Below are 24,355 nucleotides of genomic sequence, written 5' to 3'. Positions count from 1 at the left end.
CAACGCCTTGACCAAACTGCCCTTTCGGATACCCCGTTAACGCAGCCGATGTGGCTTCAGGAGCGCAGGAGCTTATCCAGCCTCGCCTGTTCCTCATCAGAAAGGGGCGTTCCCGTGGGCCGCCGACCACGCCGGCGGGCAGCGAGAAGAATTGTGCCCGCACCGACGAGCAGCAGGACAACCGGCATGCCCCAGAGAAGCAGAGTCTTGGGTTCGAAGCGCGGCTTCAGGAGCACGAAGTCGCCGTATCGCGACACGACGTAGGCAATCACCGCCTCGTCGCTGTCGCCGTTCTTCAGGCGCTCGCGCACCAGCAGCCTGAGATCCTTGGCAAGCTCGGCATCGGAGTCGTCGATCGACTGGTTCTGGCACACCATGCAACGCAGTTCGGCGGAGATCGCCCGCGCCCGCGCCTCTAGCGCCGGATCGGCAAGCACCTCGTCCGGATTGACCGCGAGAGCCGGTCCGATGAGGGCGAGGCAGAGACAGAGCGCGAAGAGGATGCGGATCATTCGGCGGCTCCCGCGGCAAGCTGGGGTGTCTTCCTGGCGCGCGAGGGGGCGCCGACGCGCAAGCGGCGATCGCTCAAGGAAACGAAACCGGCAACGATCATGATCATGGCGCCGCCCCAGATGCACAGGATCAGCGGTTTCCACCAGATGCGTACGACGACGCCGCCGCCGGCCATTTCGTCGCCAAGCGAAACATACAGCTGGCTCAGACCGAAGGTCCTGATCCCGGCTTCCGTGGTCGGCATCCTGCGCGCCGAGTAGAGGCGCTTGGACGACCAGATCTCCGTCACCTGGACACCGCCGCGGCTGACGGTGAAGTGTCCCGTTTCTTCCGTATAGTTCGGTCCGCGCCCCTCTTGCATGCCGTCGAAGCGCAGTGTGTAACCGCCGGCGTCCGCCAGCATGCCCGGCTTCATTTCGACCACCGTCTCCGTCTCGTATGCGGTAACGGCGACGATGCCGATCAGCGTGACGCCGAGTCCGATATGGGCGAGCGTCGTGCCGAAGGCCGAGCGCGGCAGGCCAAGGAGGCGCCTCAGGGCGACGCTTCCGGCGACCTTGCCGAGACCGGAACGGAGCATGAGGTCGGTGATGGCGCCGAGAATGAGATAGACGCCGAGGCCGATCCCCAGGGGCGCAAGAAGCGGACCGCCATTCTTCGCATAGTAAAGCATCGCAGCGGCGAGAAGGCCAATGGCCGCAGCGACGAAGAGCCGTTGAGCGGCACCGGCGAGATCCCCCCGCTTCCATGCAAGCAGCGGCCCGAAGGGAACGGCGAAGAGCAGCGGCAGCATCAGGAGACCGAACGTCATGTTGAAGAAGGGCGCACCGACCGAAATCTTGTCACCGGTCAAGGCTTCGAGCACCAGGGGATAGAGTGTGCCGGTCAACACCGTCGCCGTCGCCGTCGTCAGAATGAGGTTGTTGAGGACGAGCGCGCCCTCGCGCGAAATCGGCGCGAACAGCCCACCCGCCTTCAGATGCGTGGCGCGCAAGGCGAAAAGAGCGAAAGCACCGCCGATGAAGAAGATGAGAATTGCCAGGATGAAGACGCCGCGTGTCGGGTCGGTGGCGAAGGCATGGACCGATGTCAGCACACCCGAGCGCACGAGAAAAGTGCCCAGCAGCGAAAGCGAGAAGGTGAGAATCGCCAGCAGCACGGTCCAGATCTTCAGCGCTTCGCGCTTTTCCATCACCAGTGCCGAATGAAGCAGCGCGGTTCCCGCAAGCCAAGGCATGAAGGAAGCATTCTCGACCGGATCCCAGAACCACCAGCCGCCCCAACCGAGTTCGTAATAGGCCCAATAGGAGCCCATGGCGATGCCGGCGGTCAAAGCCGTCCAGGCGGCGAGCGTCCAGGGCCTGACCCAGCGCGCCCATGCCGCATCGATCCGGCCTTCGATCAGGGCCGCGATCGCAAAGGAAAAGCAGACGGAGAAGCCGACATAGCCGAGATAGAGCAGCGGCGGGTGAATGGCGAGGCCGATGTCCTGAAGGACGGGGTTCAGGTCCCTGCCCTCGCCCGGTGCGGGGACGAGCCGGGCGAAGGGATTGGACGTCAGCAGGATGAAAAGCGTGAACGCCGTGGTGATCCACGCCTGCACCGCAAGCACGTTCGCCTTCAATGTCTCGGGCAGATTGCGGCCGAAGAGTGCGACCAGCATGGAAAAGAACACGAGGATCAACAGCCACAGGAGCATCGAGCCCTCGTGGTTTCCCCAGACGCCGGAAATCTTATAGATCAGGGGTTTCAGGGAATGCGAGTTTTCCCAAACGTTCCTGACGGAGAAGTCGGACACGACATAGGCGAAGGTCAGCACCGCGAAGGCGAAGGCAACGAGCAGGAAAGAGGCGACCGCGGCGCTTCCCCCCAATTCCATCATGGACCGATCACCGCGGCTTGCGCCCAGGATCGGCAGCACCGCCTGGACGATCGCCGTCGCAAGGGCCAACACGAGCGCGTAGTGCCCGAGCTCGATGATCATTTGATCGTTTCCTTCCCGCCGAGCGTGACACCCTGCGCCTGCAACCGGTCCGCCACATCCTTCGGCATATAGGTCTCATCGTGCTTCGCCAGCACCGTGTCGGCAACAAAGACGGAGCCGCCGGCGGCGAATGCCCCCTCCGCCACCACGCCCTGTCCCTCGCGAAAGAGATCGGGCAGGATGCCCGTATAGGTCACCGGCACGGATGCGAGCGTATCGGTGACGCTGAAGGTCACGGTCTTGCCCTCGCCGCGCTTGACGGAGCCCGCCTCGACCAGTCCACCGAGCCGGATGCGCGTTCCGGGCGCAACATCGGCGTTCTCCAGATCGCCAGGAACATAGAAATAGGCAACCGCCTGGCTGAAGGCAAACATGACGAGCAGCACCGCCGCCGTCAGGAATCCAACGCCGCCGCCAATGATTGCCAACCGCTTTTGCTTGCGCGTCATTCTAGCTCTCCGCCGGCATCTAGGCCGAGTTCGCGCGCCAAAGCCAGCAATTGCTTGCCCTCATCGCCCGCCGCCGGAAATGCCTTCAATCCTTCCCGTAACGCATCCTCGGCCTCGTCTCTTTGATCGAGCACAACATAGGACCGGACGAGGCGGACCCATCCCGCGAGGTTGGCGGGATTTTCCTTCAGCCGTGCCGCCAGGCCGTTGACCATGCTGCGGATCATCGCCTGCCGGTCGCCGGCGTTCATCTCTTCGGCGGCCGCAATGTCCTCTGATCCCGGGTCCCTGGGCGCCGCGCCGTCATCGCCCGGCATGGCGTTCGAGAGCTCCGCGATGTGCTGGTTGACCAGCGGCAGCCAGGGCGCACCGGCGGGCGACGTGCCAGCGAGCTTTCGGAACGCCGCGAGTGCGGCAGCGTTCTTTCCTTCCTGCTTCAAACCCAGTGCCAGATAGAATTCCGAACGCGGATCATCGGGATCGAGCGCCAACGCCCTTTTCAAGGCATCCTGAGCTTCGGCGGTGACGAGCCCGCCGGACTGGACGATCAGGGCTTCGGCATAACCGCCGAGCCGTGCCGGCGTCGCGCCCGCCAGGCGGATCGCCCGGTCATAGGCGGCAACCGCGTCGTCCACGCGGCCGTTGCGCATGTAGATCGGCGCGAGCACGTCCCAGCCTGCGCCATCGTCCGGATTGAGGGCGAGATGGTTCTCGGCTTTGGCGATCAGAATATTGATGTCCTCGCCGGGATGGGCAAGCCGCTCCGCCAGCGGCTGCGCCGGCACGCCGGGGCTGCCGGTAGTCAGGTAAAGTCCGAGCCCGACCACAGGCAGACAGAGGAGGATGAAGAGTTGCGCCATTCTGTTCGAAAAAAGCCGTTCCGGCACGCCTCGCCGGGCCGGGTCGTCGGCTGCGCTCGCCGCAAGCAGACGGCGCGCGATTTCGGCCCTCGCAAGTTCCGCATCCTCCTCGCTGATCAGTTCCGCCTCGCGATCCCGCGCCAGTTCGTCGAGCTGGTCGCGGTAGACTTCGATGTCATGGCTATGGGCAGACGGGAGCGGCGCAGCCGCACGCATCAGCGGCAACAGAAGCACGATAGCGACAGCCGCCGTCAGAACGGCGACAAGAATCCAGAACAACATGATGGGGAAATACTATGAGGGCCCCGTCATTCCAACTCGAAATCCGGAAATGACGGAGATTTGAGGCGTTTCGCCGCAAGGGCATATCCGGAGGCGCGCCGCCGCGAGACCGAAAGGTCGCAAAGTGTGCAGAGCCAGCGCGACAGCTTCAGGTCAATGGCGTCCAGCTTCCGTCGCTGTTGCGGCATGCCGCACCGCGCGCCGTCGTCGACTGACCCGTGATGGTGACCGTATGGCTGTACTGGCGGCAGTTCTGGGAGCCCACCTGGTAGGGAGCGGCGGCAACCACGGAGCCGCTGACGCCCTGCCCTTCCCAGAGGACCGGCTGGCCGCCGGGCGCTGCTTCAAGCGCGCGATATTCCGCCTCGAGCGCCCTTTGCCGATCCGACTTGCTGAGGTCGACGCCGGAAAGGCGTGCGATGACCCCGCCCTGCAGCGCCTCGATATAGGTCGATGACGACGCGCCACCGGTCGTGGTCGAGCCGAGAGCGGCAGCGGCGGTCCCGCGCGACCCGCTCGAGGTAGCGCAGCCGGCAAGCGCCACAGCCGATGCGACGATCGCAATCCTGCCGCCTGAAGCAAGGGCCTGCCCAAATTCTGCGCCAATCCTCATGATTTGCCACAACTCGTTCTGGAATTTACCGGTCGCCGCCCGAGGAAGGAGCGGCACGAATATGTTTTTCTTTTTGCACCCTCCGACGCCCGAGGCAACCGCGCCCGGTGCCGGCTTCGGTATTTTCGGTCGCCGGTGTGACTGCCGGATCACGATGCCGCTCTTGCATGATGGCCGAGAACCGCACCCGCTTCGCCGTCGGGAGCCCTTTTTGCTTAGACCGCAGCCGGCAAAAGAAGCCTGGCGCGCAAGCCCCCGTCGTCGCGACGGCAAAGCTCCAGGCTGCCCTGATATTCACCCACGATCTCGCTCACGATCGAAAGCCCGAGCCCGGTTCCGGGTTTGCTTTCGTCGAGCCTCTTGCCGCGCTTCATGGCCAGAGCGATCTGGTCCGAATCGAGTCCGGGACCGTCGTCGTCGATTTGCAGCACGATCCATTCGCGACCCGGTTCCTTGCTGCGTTCTTCCTCAGGGGCCGGCTTGACGCTCAACCAGACACGGTCGCGCGCGTATCGTGCCGCGTTTTCCAGCAGATTGCCGACCGTCTCTTCGACATCCTGCTGCTCCATGGCCAGCACCAGTCCCGGCGGGTGGACCGACAGGCTGAATTGCTTCTCCGGATTGAGACGCCGCATCACGCGGACAATCCTTTCGAGCGCCGGCTGAGCGTCGGTCCGCGCCAGAACAGAGCCGCGCTGCGCCGCAATGCGGGCGCGGCTCAAATAGGATTGCACCTGCGTCTGCATCGCATCCGCCTGCATCCTGATCAACTCGCCATGGGGGACCTCCAGCACCCGTGCCTCGTTGAGCAGGACGGCGATCGGCGTCTTCAGCGAATGGGCAAGATTGCCGACCTGCATGCGCGCGCGCTCGACGATGCGGCGGTTGCTGTCGATCAGCGCGTTCACCTCGTTGGCAAGTGGCTGGATCTCGCGTGGGAAGGCGCCGTCCAGCCGTTCGCTCTCGCCGGTGCGTATCTTCTCGAGCGAGCGGCGCACCTGGTCGAGCGGCTTCAGCCCGAAAAGGATCGTCAGGGCATTCATGCCGAGACCGCCGAGGCCGAAGATGGAGAGCGCGATCGTCAGGTTGCGGGTAAAGCGGTCTATATCCGCCTCGAGCACATTGCGGTTGCCGGCGACGCGGAAGCGCGCCGCATGACCTTCAATGTCTAGAACCACCTCGGTCTCCGCTACTTCGACCTGGTTTCCGAAAGGGTCCTCGGTGGTATAGAAGCGCTCGTAGCGGATGTCGAAGGGCACCTCTTCGACGCTGACGATGGGCAATTTCGCCGTGCCCAGCGAGGTCGACAGCAGGGGTGGCGTATCGAACTCGCCGATCGGTTCGACGATCCAGTACCAGCCGGTCTGCGGCTGGGAAAAGCGGAGGTCGCCGAGCTGCGGACTGCCGGACAGGGAGCCGTTCTCCCCGACCGAGATCGAGTTGATCACGTTATAAAGTTGCGCCCGCAAAAGGTCCTGAAAGCCGCGCTCCGATCCCTGCCGGTAAAGCGCGGAGATAACGACCCCGATCACCACCAGGGCAACGACCGCCCAAACGGTCGATACCGCCAGGACGCGGGCCGTGAGCGATCTAATTGCCATTGCCAGGGGCTTGCATACGATAACCGAGCCCGCGCACCGTCTCGATCAGATCATTGCCGATCTTCTTGCGAAGCCGGCCTATGAAAACCTCGATCGTGTTGGAGTCGCGGTCGAAATCCTGATCGTACATGTGCTCGACCAGTTCCGTGCGAGAGACCACCTGTCCCATGTGATGCATGAGATAGGACAGCAGGCGGAACTCGTGCGAGGTCAGCTTCAGCGCTACGCCGTCTACCGTCGCCTTCGATCCCTTGGTGTCCAGGCGCACTGGCCCGCAAATGATCTCGGAGCTCGCATGCCCCGCGGCCCGGCGGATCAGCGCCCGGATACGGGCAAGCACTTCCTCGACGTGAAAGGGTTTGGCAACGTAGTCGTCGGCGCCGGCGTCGATGCCTGCCACCTTGTCGCTCCAGCGGTCGCGCGCCGTCAAAATCAGCACGGGCATGAGCTTGCCGTCACCGCGCCACTTTTCGAGCACGGTGATCCCGTCCATTTCCGGAAGTCCGATATCGAGGATCACCGCATCATAGGGTTCGGCGTCGCCGAGGTAGTGCCCCTCCTCGCCATCGAAGGCCTGGTCGACGACGTAACCGGATTCCTTCAACGCCTCTGCCAATTGCCTGTTCAGGTTGACGTCGTCCTCGACTATCAGGATGCGCATCTCTCGTCTCAAACCCCTCGCTCATGGTGCGGAGCGCCGAGGCCTACATGGGGACCCTTACGGTCACCTTCTTCGGCCGCCCGCCATTGCCAGGGATTAGCACGGTCACGACGCACTTGCCATCGGATGTGGGTTGGGCGGAAAGCAATTCGCCGCCCGTCTCAGCCACCACTTGCGAGGCTGCGCCGCTGCAATCGCCAGCCGCGCTGACGACAACCGCAGGCACGGTCACAGCAGGCGGCGGGAAACCTGCGAGGCCTGCGGCAAGCGCGGCTATGATTACTGGTGAAGACATGAATGCACTTTCGACTTGGGAAGCAACATGGTGGTTTTTTTAACCGATAGAGGCTGAATGGCAAATGAATGTCCGTCTCGGCGTTTCTAATCGACGCGGCGCCCGCCGCTGCATGCACGATCCCCGGTTGCGGTGACGGTCGGCGCGGAGACCGACCGCAATCGCGAAACAGCGGCGCATGTCTGCCCTTCGTTAAGATCATCAGCTCACATTGGATCGGCGCAGCGGTTACGCTACGGAGTCCACGCCTCACAGCTCCCGAAAGGCGATTCTTTCGAATCGTCAGGCAGTCAATCCTCAAAGACCGCATCACTTCGGAAGTAAGCGGCGACGGATTCCGCTTCCCGGCACAACGCTCTGAACATCATCGATCTTATCGGACGAGCGGTCGGCCAAGGCCGCGCGATCGCCACTCCGCCTTGTAAAAAACGTGCTCGCTATCAGGCGCGCAAGCACCTGTGGATCGCTCTGCAATTAATCGATTTAAATCTTTTTAAATCGTTTAAACGACTTAAGTCCCTGATTTACAAAGTTTTTGCGATATGAAATGGTCCGTTCATTCCACTCATGTCATTCAGGAGGACCGGATGCAGTCAGTTGCGAACAAGCCGCCCGTATCCACGCAATCCAGAATTCCGCAAATATTGCTCGACCGATTCGAGAATGAATGGCGCGCGATGCGCACGGCGAACGAAGCGGCAGAAAAGCCCGTCCCGCCACGCGAATGACTCCGGCATCCGGATCCGACGCCGGAAGATTGTTACCCATCCATTTAAGCATCCGCCCGCCGTTTGGCGGGCGGATGCTTTTTGTCAATCGACGATTTCGTGCTACTCTTCGCGCATGCTGACAGAGGAGTTGGAAAAGCTGGCGCTGAGCCTGCCCGGAACCCAGGAAAATGCCCATTTCGGAACGCGGGATTTCCGTGTGGGTAAGCGGATATTCATGAGCCTGCCGGAGGCAGGACGCGTGGTGTTCAAATTCACCCGGGACCAGCAGCGCATGCTCCTCGAAATGGAACCGGGCGTTTGCGCCGCCGTTCCGGGCGGGTGGGGTGATCGCGGCTGGACCTCGCTCTATTTTGTCGGTGCCGACGAGGAACTCATTCGCCAGTCCATGGAAACCGCGTGGCGCAATGTCGCCCCGAAAAACCTCGTTCGCAAGAACGGCCGCCACTGACTGCCAGCGCATCTGCGCGAAAATCGGACCCCCTTTTTGGAAAGCGCGAGGCGCCGAAACTACAGTGTCCTTAGCGCGTCCTGAAGGACGCAGCGCTGTAGCCGGCTATTCGGCCGGCTCGAGCCCCACTTCCAGCGGCCATGTAACCAGGTAATCCTCATAGTCGTCTATATCGACTCCGTCCTCGGCAATGGTGCGTCCGCGCACGGAAATGCCGGCGGCGTGCACGGTTTCCGGATCGCCGGAAACGAGCGGATGCCACCAATAGAGCTCCCGCCCCTCGGCAATCAGCCGGTAGCCGCACGTCGGCGGCAGCCAACTGATTTCGCGCACGCGCTCCGCGGTCAGCTGAATGCAATCGGGAACGGTCGCCTGCCGGTTGTCGTAGTCCTTGCACCGGCAGCTCTCGCCGTCGAGAAGCGTGCAGCGGATCGACGTCCAGGCGATCTCGCCGGTATCCCAATCCTCCAGCTTGTTGAGACAACAGAGTCCGCAGCCGTCGCAAAGGCTTTCCCACTCCGCCTGTGACATCTCTTCGAGGCTCTTCGTCTTCCAGAAAGGCATTTCGCCCATGGGTCACACTTCCATCATTCCACGCCGACATGGACAATTTGCAGAAAATTGCCGGTTTTTTAAGGCCGGCAGCGCGATATGCAAGTAGATTGGAATTTGGCGCCATGCAAATATCGTCGTGGGGCAGGATAGCGTCGGGACATGAAGACCGTGCAGGAACCGAGGAAAGAGGACAACCGGCCAAAGGCGCGACACATCTTCCTCCGAATCGATTCCTGGATCGACTCGACGGTGTGGAACGCCGGGTTCCGCCTTGCCGAGTGGTGGGAAGACATCACGATCTTTTCCCGCCGTTTCCGCGTACGCGGCTGGAAACGCGCGTTTTTCGAAGTTCTTGGCGAGGGTATGACGTGGGGGACCGCGGGGGCGGTGCTGATGCTCGCGCTCGCCCTTCCTGCCTTCGAGGAAACCAAGGGAAATTGGCGCGCCCAAGGCGATTTCGCCGTCACCTTCCTTGACCGCTACGGCAACGAGATTGGCCATCGCGGCATCATCCATGAGGATTCCGTCCCGGTCGACGAACTCCCGGACCATCTCATCAAAGCGGTGCTGGCGACCGAGGACCGCCGGTTCTTCGAGCACTGGGGCATCGATTTTCTCGGCCTCGCGCGCGCCATGACGGAAAATGCTCGCGCCGGCAGCGTCGTCCAAGGCGGCTCTACCTTGACCCAGCAGCTTGCCAAGAACCTGTTCCTGACGAATGAGCGGACGATCGAACGGAAGATCAAGGAAGCTTTCCTTGCCGTCTGGCTGGAATGCAATCTCTCGAAGAAGGAAATACTGCGCCTCTATCTGGACCGCGCCTATATGGGCGGCGGCACCTTCGGCGCGGCGGCGGCGGCGCAATTCTATTTCGGCAAGACGATCACGGACATCAATCTCGCCGAGTCCGCCATGATCGCGGGCCTCTTCAAGGCGCCCGCGCGCTACGCGCCGCACGTCAACCTGCCGGCTGCGCGCGCACGCGCCAACGAGGTCCTGACCAACATGGTCCAGGGCGGTCTGACGACTGAGGGGCAAGTGCTCGCCGCGCGTCTGAACCCGGCCACGGTCATCGATCGCGCCCAGGTCAAGGCACCGGACTTCTTCCTCGACTGGGCCTTCGACGAAGTGCGGCGCATTGCGGCTCCCTTCGCGCAGCATTCCCTGATCGTGAGGACAACGATCGACATGGGCCTGCAGGCAGCCGCTGAGGAAGCGGTCGAAGCCGGCCTCAGACAATATGGCGAAACCTATAAGGTGAAGCAGGGCGCCCTGGTGATGATCGAAGACGGCGGCCCCGTGCGCGCCATGGTCGGCGGCCGCGACTATGGCGAAAGCCAGTTCAACCGCGCCACCCGCGCCCTTCGGCAGCCGGGCTCGTCGTTCAAGGTCTTCACCTATGCGGCCGCTATGGAAAAAGACATGACGCCGGAGACGGTGGTCGTCGACGCGCCGATCACCTGGCGCGGCTGGTCGCCGCAGAATTATGGCCGCAGTTATGCCGGCCGCGTAACACTGATGACGGCGCTGGCGAAATCCATCAATACGGTTCCGGTCCGCCTCGCCAGGGATAAGCTCGGCACCGAAATCATTGCCCAAACCGCCAAGAGGATGGGCGTTGAGACGCCGATCCGCACCGACAAGACCATGCCGCTCGGCACCTCGGAAGTAACAGTGCTCGACCAGGCGACGGCCTATGCCGTCTTCCCGGCAGGAGGTTTCCAGTCGCGGCGCCACGGTATCAGCCAGATCCTGAATTATGACGGCGACATCCTCTATGATTTCGCGCGCGACGCGCCGCCGCCCGAGCGCGTCTTGAGCGAAGAAGCGGTGTCCTCTATGAACCGCATTCTGACGCAAATCCCGGTCATGGGGACGGCCCGCAGGGCTGCCCTTGAGAACGGCATCGTGACCGGCGGCAAGACCGGCACGACCCAGGCCTATCGCGACGCCTGGTTCGTTGGCTTCACCGGCGACTACACGACGGCAGTCTGGTTCGGCAATGACGATTACACCTCCACCGAAAACATGACCGGCGGTTCCCTGCCGGCGATGACCTTCAAGCGGCTGATGGATTATGCCGAACAGGGCATCGAACACCGCGCCATTCCCGGCATTGAAGCGCCGGCCGCCGTGGCGTCGAAGAAGCCGGCCAAAGCCAACGATGCCAGTCAGAACGAAAACACTCTGCCGCCGCTCATCCGACCGAGATCGCTTTCATCCGACGCGACTCGGCTGCTGAAGACCATCGGCGAGGCGCTCGAAAATGCGCCCCCACTCAAGCCGCAGGAAAAGAACGGCGGCACGGTCGCAGCGCTCGAAGCCCCGGCCGAAACCACAAAGCGGCACCTGACGATCAATGCGACGGAGAATTGACTTGCGGAAAATCGACCTGGCGACGACAGATGGGTTCCCTAGACGCGGATCGAATCGACAGATCACAAAGACAAAAGCTTCACCCGCGGGATAACCGATACGTTTTCATAGAGCCGCCTCTTGTTCCGAGTTCCCTTCCTCGTCGCCGTTGCACTCGCCGTTGCCTTTGGCGGCGGTATTGCTTCGTCCGTATGGGCGCTGAAAGCGACAGCCGGCTTCGGCTCCATCGCCATAGGACCATGGGTGGCATTTCCGGCGGCGCAGACTGCCTCTGCCGACCCCTATGCAAAGGCGCACCGAGCCCGCACCGGCGAGCTGCTTTTCGGCAGCGCCGAGGGACTAATATTCTCGGCGGCGACGGACGACAGCGGTGAGCGCCTCTCGGCGGCCTGTTCATACGAGATCTCGGGCATCACGCCGCCGGCTCGTTTCTGGACCCTTCATGCGACGACCGCCGATGGGGTCACGCTGCGGCCGGGCCCGGACCTCCCCTCCGCCATCAATTCCTGGACGGTGCTGCGCGCCACGGACAGCCGGTTCGTCGTCCACGCCTCCCCCATCGCCAAGCCGGACAATTGGCTGGCGCTTCGGCATGCGGGCAGCTTCAGGCTCGTATTGACGCTGCTCGACACCCCGACAGCCGGCTCATCAGGGCTGATCGACCTCGCAATGCCCAAAATCGTCAAGACCGGGTGCGGCAATGCGTAGCGTCCTCTTTGCCATTCTCGTCGGCCTAGTCGGTGCAGCGCTCCTGCACATCGTGATCGTCCTTGCACTGCCGCAATTCACCGGCCGGGACGCCTACACGCGCGTGCTTGACCTTCTGGAAATGGACAGTTTCTTTCCTCTGACGGCCGAGCCCGGCCCGACGGGCTTGGGCAACAGCAATCCGTTTCTTCGAACAGCCGTCTGCAGTTTCTCAGTTGCTGATGTACCGACCCGCTTGATTGCCCGCGGTCCCGTCCCCTTCTGGTCGCTCTCCGTCTTCGACAGCGGCTCGAACGAAGTCTTCAGCATGAATGACCAGACGGCAGTCAACGGAAATCTCGACCTGATCGTGGCGACTCCCATCCAGCTGGTGGAACTGCGAAAGTCGCCGCCGGAGGAACTGGCCCAATCGATCATGATCGAGATGAAGGACGAGGAAGGCTACGCGGTTCTCCGCGCGCTCGCCCCTTTCGACAGCTTCGAGGAACAGGTCCGCGACTTTCTGGCCGACTCGAGCTGCCAGCTCTTTCGGCGGACATGACGAATTCTTCTGCCTGTCTCCTCAAATCGACCTCGATTTGAGGATGAAGCCATGCAGCAATTGAAAATAGCTACAGGAGCTTTATGCGTCCGGAACACGCGATGGCGCTGGAGGGATTTCAGGGGGACAGCGAGCAACCGGCCCGCTGCTTAAGCGGCGCGAAGGATCGGCCGCAGCTCGGTTCTTACTGCTTCTTCGCCTGCTTGCCTGTCGGAGCGTTTGGCTGAGGTCCACGGCCGTCGAGGCGCTCATAGCGGATGCCGGTGAAGAACAACACCTTGGCGCTGCCCGGCACCACCGGGCGCCGTCGTGGTCGTTTGACCTTGCAGTCCTGCATTCTGATTACGTCTGCCATGCTCGTCTCCATACTTCCACGAGACGGATGAACTACCGTACAGATTTCACCCTGCCCGCTACGGGCTGGCGCGATGCCGGTATCCACCGGACAGGCGCGCCGTTCTCACTTCTCCTTCTTCCGGTTCATCCGGACGTGGTCCGCGTCGGTGCATCAGATGCGAGGCCGATCATAGCCGGCGCATTCCAATTGAGCCATAGCCCTATTTGACTATGTGTTAACCTGGGCTGCGGCGCCTTTAACCTTACGCCGCCAACCTTGCGCCATTCTCAATTTTCATGGAAAGCGTGCGCAGCGTCTCTCACCGCCTTGCAAGCACGCCGAACAGAAAGGCCACCCCTGCGACTGTCAGGAGCGTGGAGATCGGATCCTCGCGGACGCGCTCGCGCACCCGCTCCGTCATCAATTCCGCTTCCCCCTGCACAACTGCCTTCGCTCCGCTTCCAATGGCCGAAACGGTCTCCGTCAGCCGAGCGATCTCAGCCCTGAGATCCGCGACCTGCGCTTCGAGCTCCGTCTGCGCCTCAGCTGTCCGGTTTTCCGCGCCCAACTCTGGATTCACTGCTGCCAGCTTTTCGTCCGCCATCGTTTCCGCTCCTTCCCTTTTGCGCGATGTCAACGCGTCGCAGGCGGATTGGTTCCCGCGAGGCCACAAAGCCGTGGGGGGCCTCCCGCACAGGGAGCGGGCAAGTCCACCCGCTCCCAACAGGCCGTTCAGTCGATTTCACACGCGAAGTCGTCGAACCCGCATTCCCGAACGGTTCCCATCTCTCGTTCGCGTCGAATTTCGTATCGCGACGGTTCACGGTCGCGACGGCGGCTTTCGTAGAAATCCTCGCCGGCCCTGCTCTCCCATTCGTCGTCGCTGCGGTGGCGATCCCGGTCCCATTCTCGACGTTCACGCGCCTCTCGACGTTCCCAGTCACGCCGGTCGCCACCCTCAGCCCAATCGCGGCGCCAGCGATCACGGTCACGATAAAAGTCGCGGCCGCGGTAGTTGCGGTCCCAATAGCGGTCGAACTCGAAGACGATGGTGGGGATTCCGAGCGGACGATAATATTCCGGCTCCACATAGACCCGGTTGCTGCGGTAGACCGCCTGCACATAGCGGCCCGCGACCCAACCTCGACCGCCGTAAAAGGAAACATCGCACCAGGGCCGGTCCGCCAGACATCCATGGATTTCCACCGAGTCACCGGCCGGTATCACTGTCACGGCCGGATAGCGGGTGCTCGGTCCCGAGCGCATATTGACATTGGCCGTTGCGACCCCAGCGGCCGCCTCGGCAATTGCCGGCGTGAAGAGCAACGCGCCGAGCGCCGCTGCCCGCAAGAAAATATGATTCACAGATATTTCTCCCTTAGGAAGGCGATGGGCCTTCTCCTTCGGCAGGCACGAAGGCCTTTCACCGTCCGGGAAATGAAATAGATCCGCTTGTGGAGTTTTTGAGGCGGAGGCGGCACTTGCCGCATCGCACTCCGCCACCGGAATGCCGCAAGCCTGAATAAAGCTCCAACGTCCATAGTTAATGCTACGCTAACGTTTTCAATTTACTTTAAGAGACGTGTGCCGTTCCGAACCATCGGCAATGGCGTCATGCTTTGCGTGCAAGGATTTGTCGTGACGGATCGGTTTCGTGAGTTGGAAAGGCCGCAAAAGGGCCGATTGAAGGACGTCGTGCTGATGGCGACCGTCACCAGCTTCGAAAGCCTTCGCGCCCCGCGCAAGTCCGAGATGAGGCAATTCGCCGAACTGTTCGAGCCGCTTTTCCTCGGCTCCAGCGAGGAGGCGCGCCGGCAGGCGGCAGCGGCTCTTTCGCAATGCGAGCATGTTCCGGAAGCCGTTGCCCTTCTCATCGGCAGCATGCCGATCCCGGTTGCCGCAAGCTTCCTCACCCGCTCGAAAGCAATTTCGGATCGGACGCTCATTTCCATCATCCGAAAGCAGGGCCCGGCCCATGCAGGCGCAATTGCGCGCCGGGACGATCTCTCCGCTTCTGTCGTCGACGCACTGGTCGAGCACCATAAGAGCGCAGCAGCCTCCGGGCAGTCGCGCGAGGTGACCCGCCCAGCCCCGGCAGCCGCGCCCTCGTCTTCGGCCACGGCAGCCGACCGGAACTCTGCCGAGCGTGTGGCACGCGAGGAAAAACTGCGGGACGAAATCAAGGCGCTGGTTCGCGCCGGATCGAAGGTCGCCGCTCCTTCCGAACTTCCGGCGATCGACGAGGTTCACCAGGCTCTGCTCGTTCGATTTGCGCGAAACGGCGAGGCGGTGCTCTTCGCACATGCCCTCGCCGACGCACTGGGGGCAAGCGACGCTCTGGCCGAGCGAATCCTGTTGGATGTGTCCGGCCAGCAACTCGCCACGACGCTTGCCGCGCTTGACTTTCCGGCGGCCGACTTGGCGTCACTGCTGGCTGCCCTCCACCCGCATCTGGGGGAGAGACTCGGCGGCGGCACGCGCGCGGATGCGCTGATCAGGACCCTGGACCGGGGAGCCGGTATCGAGCGCGTCAGATCCTGGTTGCGTGCCGACGAGCACGGCCCGCAGAACCTGGGGCGACATGAACCCCATCTTGCCGAAAATCGCAGGCCTGACCCGCGTCGACAAGACGCCCGCCCGTCGGCCGCGGACCGCGATGGCGTGGTACAACCCAAGCGGACGTTCGGTCAGCGCTGAGGGAAAACCGGGGGCCGCCACAGCAGCTGAAATGGCTACCGAACTTTGTGCCTATCCGCCGCGCGGTCCTATCAGACGCGCGCAGGTCGCTGCAGCACTCTGAATTGCAATATGTCTGCTTAAATGGGGTCGATTTGGGCGGGCAGGCCGAAATCAGCGATCGGCATCGGCGACGATGTCGAGCAGATCACCGCAGTCCTCGACCTCGATCTCGACGATCCAGCAATCCGGATCGAAGCGAATCTCCGACGACAAAGTGCTGTCGATCGCCTCTGCCGCGACATCTCTTAACCGAACCTCGAACCGGCGCGCCGTATCGCCCTCCTCCTCGAAAAAGTTCTGCGGCGCCGGCGCATAGAGCGTCTCCGTACCCACGCGGGTGCGTTGACGGACAAAAACTGCGCCCGCCTCTTCCGCCCCCTTGCGCAGCACCGCAGCGTAGCCACCGAGCGAAAAGACGCGGCGCAAGAGCGAAGAGACGAAAATATGGGACTTCAGGCGCATGCGAGGCTGATACACGCAGCAACTGCGATATGCAAACGAGAGGACCGGAGCCTGTCGGCTACCCCTTATGCAGCCGTTCTTCCCAGAGCCGCTCCACGGGTTTGGGTGATATGCTTTAAAGTGCGCCGATTTCCTTCAGCTTCTTCAGGACCTTGGCGTTTGGCTCGCCCGTCTGCGGCAGACGGTAGTGCTTCTCGAAATGGCGGATCGCCGCCCGCGTCTGGTCGCCGGCGACGCCATCGATGACGACGTCCGCATAGGCGAGATTGCTTAAGCCCCGCTGGATGTTCATGACCAGTTCGCTCGATGCGGGGACCTCGGCGCGCGTCAGGAGCGTCTGGTCCTTCTCCGCCTTGCGGATCGCCGCCGCGACGGGATCGGCGTCGGCCGGCACCGTCTTCGGATCGGCATAGGGGCGGCTGTCTGGAATGGCGACGGCCGCAGCAGCGTGGGCTTTGCCGGACGCGAGGAGGGCCGCGAGAAGATCGGCGGTTACCACGCCGGTCCCCCTGCGGCCGGCCTGTTTCTCGAAACGCAGGATCGCCGCCTCGGTCTTCGGGCCACTGCGCCCATCCGGCGCGCCGTCATAGAGCCCGAGCCGCGCCAGTTCTTTCTGGACGTCGGCGACCAGCGCCGAATTGACGGTGCCATTCATATCGCCGGCCGCCGATGGCGTGCCGCGGGGAGCGGGGAGCGCATCCCCGATCTTTTGCGACTTTGCCTCGTCTTCGCGCTCGATGACGAAAGTCGTCACGCGGCGCGGCTCGACAGCCTCTCCATTCGCAGCAGCAAGACGTTCGGCGACCTCCGCACTGACCAACGGGACACGCGTGTGCAACAGCGGCGACGGATGTGTGCCATGCTGATACCACATGGCGTTTGCCGCCACGAAACTGAAGGCCACCACGAAAGCCGCCGAGCCTCCGGCACCGACCGGATGGCGCGCGATGACCCGCCCGGCGAGCATGATGCCCCGGCCCAGACCGCGGCCGGCAAGAGCCAGCCCCGTGAGCGCGAAACCATGCTGCGACCGTGCCGCCCTCTTCCGCTCAGGCTGTTTTCGCGTGCGCGGAGCCATGTCCCCCTTCCTTGCTCATTCTGTCGTTCCTCGACGCTGCGTGTCCCAGATCGCTCTTGCCTTCGCCACGCCCCCTCAGTCTGGGCGGGAACTCCACCGTCACGTGGGACCCCGCCTGCTCGCGCTCGGCGATGCCTGAGCCATCGACGGGAATGGAGGCAATAACGACCGTTCCCCTGCGCTCGGTGCTGCGTATCGAGAAACTGCCGCCATGCAACTCGACCAGTCCCTTGACCAGGGAAAGGCCCAGCCCGGTCCCTTCATAGCGGCGCGTATAGTCATTCTGAATCTGGACGAAAGGTTGGCCGAGAAGTTGAAGCTTGTCTTCGGCGATCCCGATGCCGGTGTCGCTGACGGTCAGCTTGAGCGCTGCACCTTCCTTTTCCGCTTCGATCGTCACCAGGCCGCCGTGTTCGGTGAACTTGATGGCGTTGCCTATAAGATTGATCAGGATCTGTTGGAAGGCGCGCTGATCGGCATTGATCTCACCCACTGCGGGCGTCACCCGGCTCGTCAGTCTCACGCCCTTTTCCTGTGCCTGGTGCGATAGCATCGCCTCACATGCGGCGATCGCATCTGCCACCTCGAAGGGCTCCGGCAGCAGCTCGTAGCGACCGGCCTCGATCTTGCTCACATCCAGCATCGTATTGACCACGGAGAGCAGATGCGTACCGGAACGATGGATCAGCGACACATATTCACGCTGCCGATCGTTCTCCAGCTTGCCGAAATACTCTCCGGCAAGGACATCGGAGAAGCCGAGAATTGCATTGAGCGGCGTGCGCAATTCGTGGCTCACGGCCGCGAGGAAGCGCGTCTTTGCATCATTCGCCGATTCCGCATGCGCCGCCTTCTCGGTGGCCTCCGCCCGCAGGCGGGCTTCCTCGGAAACGTCGCGCGATTGGGCGACGATCGCCACCAGACGCCCCTCGGCATCGCGCAGTGGCGCCATCTCGCAGCGCATATGCACGAACTGCGCGCCTTCGGCCGTTACCGAGGGCCGTTCAAGCCGGATATCGACCGCAGAGCGCCCGCCGTCCTGACGTAGGGCATCGATCGCCCTGAGAAACGTGATGCGGTCGGACACGTGAATCTGCTCGAGGAATCCGCGGCCCCGAGGATCTCGAAGCAATCTCAGGTGTTCGGCCGCGTCGCGACCGTGAACCGATAGGACATTGCCGCGCGGGTCGTGCACGGTAACGAGACCGGCAAAGAGATCGTATGCGGCCGACAGATCGGGCAACGCGGCGGCGAGGGACGCCTCGGCCTCGACGGGCGTGGATGAGTTGCGTCCACCGACCAAGGCCGCGGCTGCAGCCAGAAGCGAGGCCGACGCCCAGAGCGCGGTTCCCGCCGGTAGCGCGGCGGAAATTGGCAAGGCGGTCATCAGGGCGAGTGGCACGATCGGCAGAGCGGTCAAGGAGACCGCGGCGACGGTGCGCAGCCGTCGGAGGTCACGACGAGCGACGGCGGAGCCGTTCGAACGGCGCAGCATCCAAGGTGCGGCCGCCTCATCCACGCGGGATGCCCACCTGCCAGCCATGTCACGCAATACGCTCACGCCATACCCTGCCGTCATTGTTGTTTTTGCGCGGTGATTCCGGGGACCCGCCGTGTTTTGCCGGGCCGGTATCCGGCGCGCCTCTTTATGCTTCGAATCTCGCATTCCCGACTTAATGAAAGAATAAGCGGGTATCCCGAAAGGCCCGTGGAGACGGCCGAAAATTCCCGATTTGAAGCAATTCCTCCGAGCTTTGTCGGTTGTGGTTAACGGGGTGTAAGCGACGGATTTTCGTGGATTTTCCGGTCCATGTTAACCAATTGGGCGAGACATGACGATGCCGATGCCCGCAGCGCCGACGGTTGCCTCACTCGTTACGCCACGAAGCTTAAGGGCAATCGTTAAATTGCGAGCCTTTTTGGATTGTACCGCACGCCAAAATTGCACGATTCATTAAAATTCGAAGCAAATCCGATCGGTTTTTGAAAAGCGGCCTTGTGATTCCCATTTTACGGTCGTTTGCGTGACATGAGCGGAAATGCCGTTGGCTTCGACATGGCGCAAGGACGGCTTGATCGGTGACGCCCAAAGCGGCAATTTCCGACAAGCGAACAGAGGATGTTCGGACCATGTGGTTTCTCGTAAAGGCGACGTTCTGGTTTTCGCTGGTGCTGGTACTGCTGCCCTTTCTCGATCCCTCGAGCAGCGCAAAGCTCGATCAGGGCCCGACGATCGAGATCGGAGACACCTTCTCCGCAGCCAATGAGGCGATCCAGTATGTTAGCGCGATTTGCGCCGAGAAGCCCGATGTTTGCGCGAAGGGTACGGAAACCTTCGTCGCGCTCGGTCACCGCGCCCGCGAAGGCGCGCGGATCGCCTATGAATTCCTGGACAGCCAGTTTGCCGGGACGCATGCGGCGGCACCCGACGCCATGGTCATGACCGGCACGGTAGGCCCGGTCGAAGACGACGCAACCGCGAAGACAGGGCATGACGCAATGCCCGGCTTCAAGCGCACACCGGTCCCGGAACCGCGTCTCGAACCCAAGGCAGCGGGCGCCAGGTAACGCCCCGCTACGGTAGGCGATGTCGCGCCCGTCGGCGCGATGGACCCGCGCTGGCAGTCGACGTGGATAACCGAATAATCATTGGCTGTTCTCTTTGCGGCCAGCATCCCCTATATGAGTGATGGATCCCCGGCGAACAGCCGAAGGATCGAAAGGAATCGCATCCTTCGGCGCCAGCAGAACGCCAATATCGGACGGCCCATGACTTCCCTTGACCAGATCATCGATGATTTTGCCTTCCTGGACGATTGGGAGGACCGCTACCGCTATGTGATCGAGTTGGGCAAGGGACTGCCGGCTATGCCGGAGGTCTTGAGAACGAACGAGAACAAGGTGCAGGGCTGCGCAAGCCAGGTTTGGCTGGTGACCGAGACGGCGGGTGATCCCGAAGACCCGGTCCTTACTTTTCACGGAGAATCGGACGCCCACATCGTCCGCGGGCTCGTGGCGATCGCCCTCGCCATCTTTTCCGGCAAGCACGCCTCCGAAATCGCAAAAATCGATGCTCTCGAGACCTTCGGCAAGATCGGTCTCATCGAACATCTATCGGCCCAGCGCGCCAATGGTTTGCGCTCTATGGTCCGGCGGATCAAGAGTGAGGCCGAGACGCGCCTGCCGGCATAATGCCGTTCCACCTAGTGCATCGGCCCGAAAATCGTACCCGATTTTTGGAAAGCTCGATGCGCAGATTCAAAGAGTTACAGCGACCTCTGCGTGTCTGAAAAGACGCGCGGCGCTGTAATGCATGTCTCCCTTAAGCCGACCTCGATTTTAAGGACAGGGACATGCAGTAATTCAAAGTGCCACAGCGAGCTTTGTGCGTCTGATAAGACACGCAGCGCTGTAAACAAAAAGCCGGACTGAAGCAGCCCGGCCCTGAACTTGCAAAAACAAGCTTCACGGGATCGCCGGCAGCGATTGCCGCCGATGCGATAACGCACTTACTTGCCGCGACGCTTGCGACGCTGGCCGAGGCCCATCTCCTTGGCCAGACGCGAGCGGGCTTCCGCGTAAGCGGGCGCGACCATCGGGTAGTCCGCGGGCAGATCCCACTTTTCGCGATATTCTTCCGGCGACAGATTGTGGTGGGTCATCAGGTGGCGCTTCAGCGATTTGAAGGTGCCGCCGCATTCGAGGCAGGTGATCTGATCGTCCTGCACCGACTTGCGGACCGAGACCGCCGGCTTCGGCTTCTCAACGGGAGCAACCACCGGCGCAGGTGCGGTGGTATTGTTGAGCGCCGAATGAACGTCGGCGATAAGCGTCGAAAGCTCGGCAACCGGAACCACGTGGTTGCTGACATAGGCGGCTACAATTTCCGCCGTCAGCTCTACCAAGAGTTCGTTGCTCGCACCGAGCGTGGTTTCTGTCATCTTCTTCTCCTATCGGAACTCAGCAACATATCCCGAAACGACGTTTCAGGAGGAAACATGCTAGAAAATGCCGCCGAACTCACTTGCCTCTTGGAACTGACTGGACGGACATTACGGGGGAGCGGGGCTCCACCGCAACATCGGGGCCCGAGTCGCGATGGGAAACTGTCACCAAGGTGACGAGCTGGGCGGCGCCTCAAAGCAACAGGGAAGAATCACAACCCAAGCTGGAATTTCAGTTCAAAGTAATTGTCACGACGACACTTTTCATTTAGTGGATTAACACTGATCTAGGAAATGTCAAAACATAATTTTCATCCACGGCCAGCAAATCTATTCAAAACCACTAATTTGGCCGTAGCGCACGCAATTGCTTGGAAATAAAGAGTCAGAAACGGCGGCCTCACTGGCCCCGCGCCTCTTCCTTTTCCGGCATCTGATCTATCACCGACAGTCTCGACATCCTGTAACCTGCCTGATGCGCGGCCTTCGCCAGTAGATGGGCCGAGATCGGCGCCGTCAGCACGAAGAAGACGAAGGCTGCAAGCGCACGCGCCAAGATCGCGGGGTCGAGCGAATGCACGCCGGCGGCGAAAAGCAGCAGGCCGGAACCGACGGTTCCCGCCTTCGACGCCGAATGCATGCGGGTGTACAGATCGGGAAACCGGATTATGCCGAGGGCGGCCAGCAGGGAAAACCCGGCCCCCACGACCATGATGAGTGCGACAAGAAGTGAGACTATGGCGTCGATCTGTCCGCCCATCAGCGCCCTCCCTTGCGTTTGCGGCGGTTCGGCCGTCCTGTTTTTATCTGCTTCGGAGCTGGTTTTGCGCCCCCTGTCGTCGCCGCCACCCTGGGGGCGCGCTCCGGCGCGAGTCCGCGCGTCAGGACGAAACGTGCCAGCGCGATGGTCGCCAGGAAGCCGACAAGTCCAAGGGCGATCGCGATATCTATATAGAGGCTGAAACCAGTCTTGATGGCGATCACCGCGATGAAGCCGATGGCAATCGCCACCAGCATGTCGAGACCAAGTACCCGGTCCGGCAGCGTCGGTCCGCGGACGATGCGCACGAGCGTCACGAGCAGGGCAACAGACAGGAGGGCCAAGGAAAGGCTGGTGGCGGCTTTCAAGATCCAATCGGAGATCATCGTTCGAAAGCCTCCCGAATGCGCCGTTCGAAGCCGCGCGAAATATCCTGTCGCAACGCACCCGGATCGGCGCAATCCAATGCATGGACATAAAGCGTCTTGCGGTCCTCGGAGACATCCACGGACAGCGTGCCGGGCGTAAGTGTGATGAGATTGGCGAGCAGGGAAATCTCGAAATCGCTCCTCAACGTGAGCGGATAGGCGAAAATGCCGGGCTTAAGTGCCATCTTCTTGCGCGTCACCAGGATTGCGACCTTGGTCGCGGACACGGCGAGTTCCTTGAAGAACAGGGCAAGGAGTAGCGCCAGCCGCAAGGGCCTGATCGGATAGGTGACGGGCTGCAGCTCACGGCGAATCAGCCAGAGCGACAATGCCCCCACCGCAAAGCCGAGCAGGAGATTGGCAAGCGTGAAACTGGCGCTGATGGCGCCCCAGATGACCGTCAGGATCAGGTTGATCGCCAGGAACTTCATTGCGGCCACCCTCCCGGAAAGACCGATTCCCCGTAGGCGGACGGATCGGCAAGCCCCGCCGCCGCATCCTGAATCGTCGCAAGCAGCGGCTCAGGATAAAGACCGAGCACCAAAGTCAGCAGAGTGAGGGCAGCAAGCGGTGCCAGCGTCGTTGCGGGCAGCGGCGGCGTCTCGCCGATCGCTACGGCTCCGTCGCGCCAATAGGCCAGCAGGAAGAGACGACCGGTGGCGATTGTGGTGAGGAAGCCGGCAAGGAGCAGGACTGCCGCGAGCCACCAGGCGCCGATATCGAGCGCCGCCTTCACCAGCATGACCTTCGGCCAGAAGCCGGAGAAGGGCGGCAGCCCGGAGACGGCGAAGCACAGCATCAGGCTGAGTGCAGCAAACCCGACATGGCGGCGATAAAGACCGGCGAGCGTGACGATCGAGGCACTAGCACCGAGACGCATGGCGATGCCGGATGCAAAGTAGAGCGCGGTCATGACGAGCATCGAATGCAGGGCGTAGAAGATGGCGCCGCCGATGCCGCCTGGGCCGCCGACGGCAATGCCGGCGAGGATCGAACCGATGCCCGAGATGATGAGAAAGCCGAGCAGGCGGCGGAAATCAGACTGGGCGAGCGCCCCGAGAACGCCGACGATCATCGTCAATGAGCCGGCTATGGCAAGTACGAAGCTCAGTTCCTCCCGTTCGACCGGGAACAGCATGACCATGACGCGGATCAGCGCGTAGATGCCGACCTTTGTAAGCAGGCCTGCGAAGAGCGCCGATACGACGACGCGCGGCGTGTGATAGGAGGCGGGAAGCCAGAAATTGACGGGGAATGCCGCCGCCTTCATGCCGAAAGCCAGCGTATAGAGCCCCGCCAGCGTCATCAACGGAGCGTTGCTGCGCAGCCCCTCCGCCTTGCGCGCAATATCGGCCATGTTGAGAGTGCCGAACACTGCATAGAGATAGCCGGTTGCAACCAGGAACAGCGTCGTCGCGACGAGATTGAGGAAGCCGTATTTCACCGTTCCGTCGATCTGCTCATGTTCTGAACCGAGGACGAGAAGGCCGAAGGAGGAAATCAGCAGAACTTCGAACCAGACATAGAGGTTGAAGATGTCCCCAGTCAAAAAGGCTCCCGAGACGCCCGCCATCAGCACCAGCAGCAACGGGTAGAAGCCGTAGCGCCGGCCGCTGTCGTTGATATCGGCGATAGAGAAGATGCCGGCGGCTAGTGCGACCAGAGCGGCGACGAACGCAAAAAGCGCGCCCGTCAGGTCGGCCGTGAAAGCAATGCCGAAGGGCGGCAGCCAGCGCCCCATAACCATGGTCATGGGGCCGTTCCGGATGATCTCGAGGAGGAGCAGCGCGTCGATGCCCACCAGCCCTGCCAGCCCGACGATGGTGATCGTCGGATGAAGGCGGATACTGCGACGCATCATCACAAGGAGCGCGCCAAAGGTCAGGCACCAGGCGACGGGCAGGACCACCAGCCACTCGGCTGCAGTCGGTGGCGCAAGGACCAGCGCGGCGGAAAGGTCTACGGGGGGAGAGGTCGAAGCAGCCATGTC

At 62.2% G+C, this 24,355-nt stretch carries 27 protein-coding genes; 7 read left to right on the top strand and 20 right to left on the bottom strand.

Annotation, left to right across the window (positions count from 1 at the left end; genetic code table 11):
- Positions 1-56: 56 nt before the first annotated feature.
- The 8 genes from SJ05684_RS03135 to SJ05684_RS03100 form a co-directional block, all read right to left on the bottom strand.
- A complete protein-coding gene (locus tag SJ05684_RS03135; RefSeq protein WP_034852500.1) occupies positions 57-512 on the bottom strand; it encodes a cytochrome c-type biogenesis protein in 456 nt (151 codons plus the stop codon).
- Positions 509-2,497, bottom strand: coding sequence for a heme lyase CcmF/NrfE family subunit (locus SJ05684_RS03130; protein WP_034852498.1), 1,989 nt, complete (start codon positions 2,495-2,497; stop codon positions 509-511). Before SJ05684_RS03130 ends, SJ05684_RS03135 begins: the two co-directional genes overlap by 4 nt.
- Positions 2,494-2,946 carry a cytochrome c maturation protein CcmE gene (gene ccmE / locus SJ05684_RS03125; protein WP_034852496.1) on the bottom strand — a complete coding sequence of 151 codons (453 nt, stop codon included), beginning with the start codon at positions 2,944-2,946 and terminating at the stop codon, positions 2,494-2,496. The genes SJ05684_RS03130 and ccmE overlap by 4 nt, the downstream gene beginning before the upstream one ends.
- On the bottom strand, positions 2,943-4,088 hold the full coding sequence (gene ccmI / locus SJ05684_RS03120; protein WP_034852493.1) for a c-type cytochrome biogenesis protein CcmI: 1,146 nt from the start codon (positions 4,086-4,088) through the stop codon (positions 2,943-2,945). The genes ccmE and ccmI overlap by 4 nt, the downstream gene beginning before the upstream one ends.
- A 148-nt stretch (positions 4,089-4,236) precedes the next feature.
- Positions 4,237-4,701 (bottom strand): RT0821/Lpp0805 family surface protein, encoded by a 465-nt coding sequence (locus SJ05684_RS03115; RefSeq protein ID WP_095694195.1) that lies wholly within the window; start codon positions 4,699-4,701, stop codon positions 4,237-4,239.
- 215 nt (positions 4,702-4,916) lie between these two features.
- A complete protein-coding gene (locus SJ05684_RS03110; protein WP_034852403.1) occupies positions 4,917-6,302 on the bottom strand; it encodes a sensor histidine kinase in 1,386 nt (461 codons plus the stop codon).
- Positions 6,292-6,963 (bottom strand): two-component system response regulator FeuP, encoded by a 672-nt coding sequence (gene feuP, locus SJ05684_RS03105; protein ID WP_034852401.1) that lies wholly within the window; start codon positions 6,961-6,963, stop codon positions 6,292-6,294. Before feuP ends, SJ05684_RS03110 begins: the two co-directional genes overlap by 11 nt.
- A gap of 43 nt (positions 6,964-7,006) precedes the next feature.
- Entirely contained in the window at positions 7,007-7,258 is a 252-nt protein-coding gene (locus SJ05684_RS03100; protein WP_083846072.1) for a hypothetical protein, read from the bottom strand.
- Positions 7,259-8,101: 843 nt separating this feature from the next.
- On the opposite strand from SJ05684_RS03100, the gene SJ05684_RS03095 reads away from it, so the two are divergent.
- Positions 8,102-8,437: an MmcQ/YjbR family DNA-binding protein gene (locus SJ05684_RS03095; RefSeq protein ID WP_034852399.1), complete on the top strand. Its 336-nt coding sequence runs from the start codon at positions 8,102-8,104 to the stop codon at positions 8,435-8,437.
- A 105-nt stretch (positions 8,438-8,542) separates the two neighbouring features.
- On the opposite strand, the gene SJ05684_RS03090 is transcribed toward SJ05684_RS03095, so the two are convergent.
- Complete coding sequence (locus SJ05684_RS03090) at positions 8,543-9,010, bottom strand: YcgN family cysteine cluster protein (RefSeq protein WP_034852396.1); 468 nt, start codon at positions 9,008-9,010, stop codon at positions 8,543-8,545.
- A 141-nt stretch (positions 9,011-9,151) separates the two neighbouring features.
- Here SJ05684_RS03090 and SJ05684_RS03085 point away from each other — a divergent pair, with 141 nt between their 5' ends.
- The 3 genes from SJ05684_RS03085 to SJ05684_RS03075 all read left to right on the top strand — a co-directional run bounded on the left by SJ05684_RS03085 (position 9,152) and on the right by SJ05684_RS03075 (position 12,617).
- Positions 9,152-11,368 (top strand): transglycosylase domain-containing protein, encoded by a 2,217-nt coding sequence (locus SJ05684_RS03085; protein WP_050979933.1) that lies wholly within the window; start codon positions 9,152-9,154, stop codon positions 11,366-11,368.
- 120 nt (positions 11,369-11,488) lie between these two features.
- Positions 11,489-12,076 (top strand): DUF1214 domain-containing protein, encoded by a 588-nt coding sequence (locus SJ05684_RS03080; protein ID WP_034852394.1) that lies wholly within the window; start codon positions 11,489-11,491, stop codon positions 12,074-12,076.
- Positions 12,069-12,617 (top strand): DUF1254 domain-containing protein, encoded by a 549-nt coding sequence (locus tag SJ05684_RS03075; RefSeq protein WP_034852392.1) that lies wholly within the window; start codon positions 12,069-12,071, stop codon positions 12,615-12,617. The genes SJ05684_RS03080 and SJ05684_RS03075 overlap by 8 nt, the downstream gene beginning before the upstream one ends.
- 184 nt (positions 12,618-12,801) lie before the next feature.
- On the opposite strand, the gene SJ05684_RS03070 is transcribed toward SJ05684_RS03075, so the two are convergent.
- The 3 genes from SJ05684_RS03070 to SJ05684_RS03060 form a co-directional block, all read right to left on the bottom strand.
- The gene (locus tag SJ05684_RS03070) at positions 12,802-12,972 is read right to left on the bottom strand and encodes a hypothetical protein (protein WP_172901109.1); all 171 of its coding nucleotides are present in this window, start codon (positions 12,970-12,972) and stop codon (positions 12,802-12,804) included.
- Positions 12,973-13,273: 301 nt separating this feature from the next.
- Positions 13,274-13,558: a hypothetical protein gene (locus tag SJ05684_RS03065; protein ID WP_034852391.1), complete on the bottom strand. Its 285-nt coding sequence runs from the start codon at positions 13,556-13,558 to the stop codon at positions 13,274-13,276.
- A gap of 128 nt (positions 13,559-13,686) precedes the next feature.
- Positions 13,687-14,319, bottom strand: a complete 633-nt coding sequence (locus SJ05684_RS03060) for an SH3 domain-containing protein (protein ID WP_085938995.1) — start codon at positions 14,317-14,319, stop codon at positions 13,687-13,689.
- Positions 14,320-14,568: 249 nt separating this feature from the next.
- Between SJ05684_RS03060 and SJ05684_RS03055 the strand changes: the two genes are divergently transcribed.
- Positions 14,569-15,651, top strand: coding sequence for a DUF2336 domain-containing protein (locus SJ05684_RS03055; RefSeq protein ID WP_034852389.1), 1,083 nt, complete (start codon positions 14,569-14,571; stop codon positions 15,649-15,651).
- 153 nt (positions 15,652-15,804) lie between these two features.
- On the opposite strand, the gene SJ05684_RS03050 is transcribed toward SJ05684_RS03055, so the two are convergent.
- The 3 genes from SJ05684_RS03050 to SJ05684_RS03040 form a co-directional block, all read right to left on the bottom strand.
- On the bottom strand, positions 15,805-16,155 hold the full coding sequence (locus tag SJ05684_RS03050) for a DUF1491 family protein (protein ID WP_034852387.1): 351 nt from the start codon (positions 16,153-16,155) through the stop codon (positions 15,805-15,807).
- Positions 16,156-16,270: 115 nt separating this feature from the next.
- A complete protein-coding gene (locus SJ05684_RS03045) occupies positions 16,271-17,233 on the bottom strand; it encodes a peptidoglycan-binding domain-containing protein (protein ID WP_034852386.1) in 963 nt (320 codons plus the stop codon).
- Positions 17,205-18,776: a sensor histidine kinase gene (locus SJ05684_RS03040; RefSeq protein ID WP_034852473.1), complete on the bottom strand. Its 1,572-nt coding sequence runs from the start codon at positions 18,774-18,776 to the stop codon at positions 17,205-17,207. The genes SJ05684_RS03045 and SJ05684_RS03040 overlap by 29 nt, the downstream gene beginning before the upstream one ends.
- Before the next feature lie 587 nt (positions 18,777-19,363).
- Here SJ05684_RS03040 and SJ05684_RS03035 point away from each other — a divergent pair.
- Entirely contained in the window at positions 19,364-19,801 is a 438-nt protein-coding gene (locus SJ05684_RS03035) for a DUF5330 domain-containing protein (protein WP_034852384.1), read from the top strand.
- A gap of 201 nt (positions 19,802-20,002) precedes the next feature.
- Positions 20,003-20,425, top strand: a complete 423-nt coding sequence (locus tag SJ05684_RS03030) for a SufE family protein (RefSeq protein WP_034852472.1) — start codon at positions 20,003-20,005, stop codon at positions 20,423-20,425.
- A gap of 317 nt (positions 20,426-20,742) precedes the next feature.
- Here SJ05684_RS03030 and mucR read toward each other — a convergent pair whose 3' ends face one another.
- From mucR to SJ05684_RS03000, 5 genes are all read right to left on the bottom strand, one after another.
- Positions 20,743-21,174 carry an exopolysaccharide biosynthesis transcriptional regulator MucR gene (gene mucR, locus SJ05684_RS03025; RefSeq protein ID WP_034852382.1) on the bottom strand — a complete coding sequence of 144 codons (432 nt, stop codon included), beginning with the start codon at positions 21,172-21,174 and terminating at the stop codon, positions 20,743-20,745.
- A gap of 403 nt (positions 21,175-21,577) precedes the next feature.
- Positions 21,578-21,937 carry a monovalent cation/H(+) antiporter subunit G gene (mnhG, locus tag SJ05684_RS03015; RefSeq protein ID WP_034852380.1) on the bottom strand — a complete coding sequence of 120 codons (360 nt, stop codon included), beginning with the start codon at positions 21,935-21,937 and terminating at the stop codon, positions 21,578-21,580.
- Positions 21,937-22,323, bottom strand: coding sequence for a cation:proton antiporter (locus SJ05684_RS03010; RefSeq protein WP_034852379.1), 387 nt, complete (start codon positions 22,321-22,323; stop codon positions 21,937-21,939). Before SJ05684_RS03010 ends, mnhG begins: the two co-directional genes overlap by 1 nt.
- Positions 22,320-22,796, bottom strand: coding sequence for a Na+/H+ antiporter subunit E (locus SJ05684_RS03005; protein ID WP_034852377.1), 477 nt, complete (start codon positions 22,794-22,796; stop codon positions 22,320-22,322). Before SJ05684_RS03005 ends, SJ05684_RS03010 begins: the two co-directional genes overlap by 4 nt.
- A complete protein-coding gene (locus tag SJ05684_RS03000; protein ID WP_034852376.1) occupies positions 22,793-24,352 on the bottom strand; it encodes a Na+/H+ antiporter subunit D in 1,560 nt (519 codons plus the stop codon). Before SJ05684_RS03000 ends, SJ05684_RS03005 begins: the two co-directional genes overlap by 4 nt.
- Positions 24,353-24,355 lie beyond the last annotated feature (3 nt).

Origin of the sequence: Sinorhizobium sojae CCBAU 05684 (genome assembly GCF_002288525.1) — a bacterium.
Lineage (GTDB): Bacteria > Pseudomonadota > Alphaproteobacteria > Rhizobiales > Rhizobiaceae > Sinorhizobium > Sinorhizobium sojae.
The sequence above is the reverse complement of the archived record's forward strand: the minus strand, read 5'-3'. Positions and strand labels throughout refer to the sequence as shown.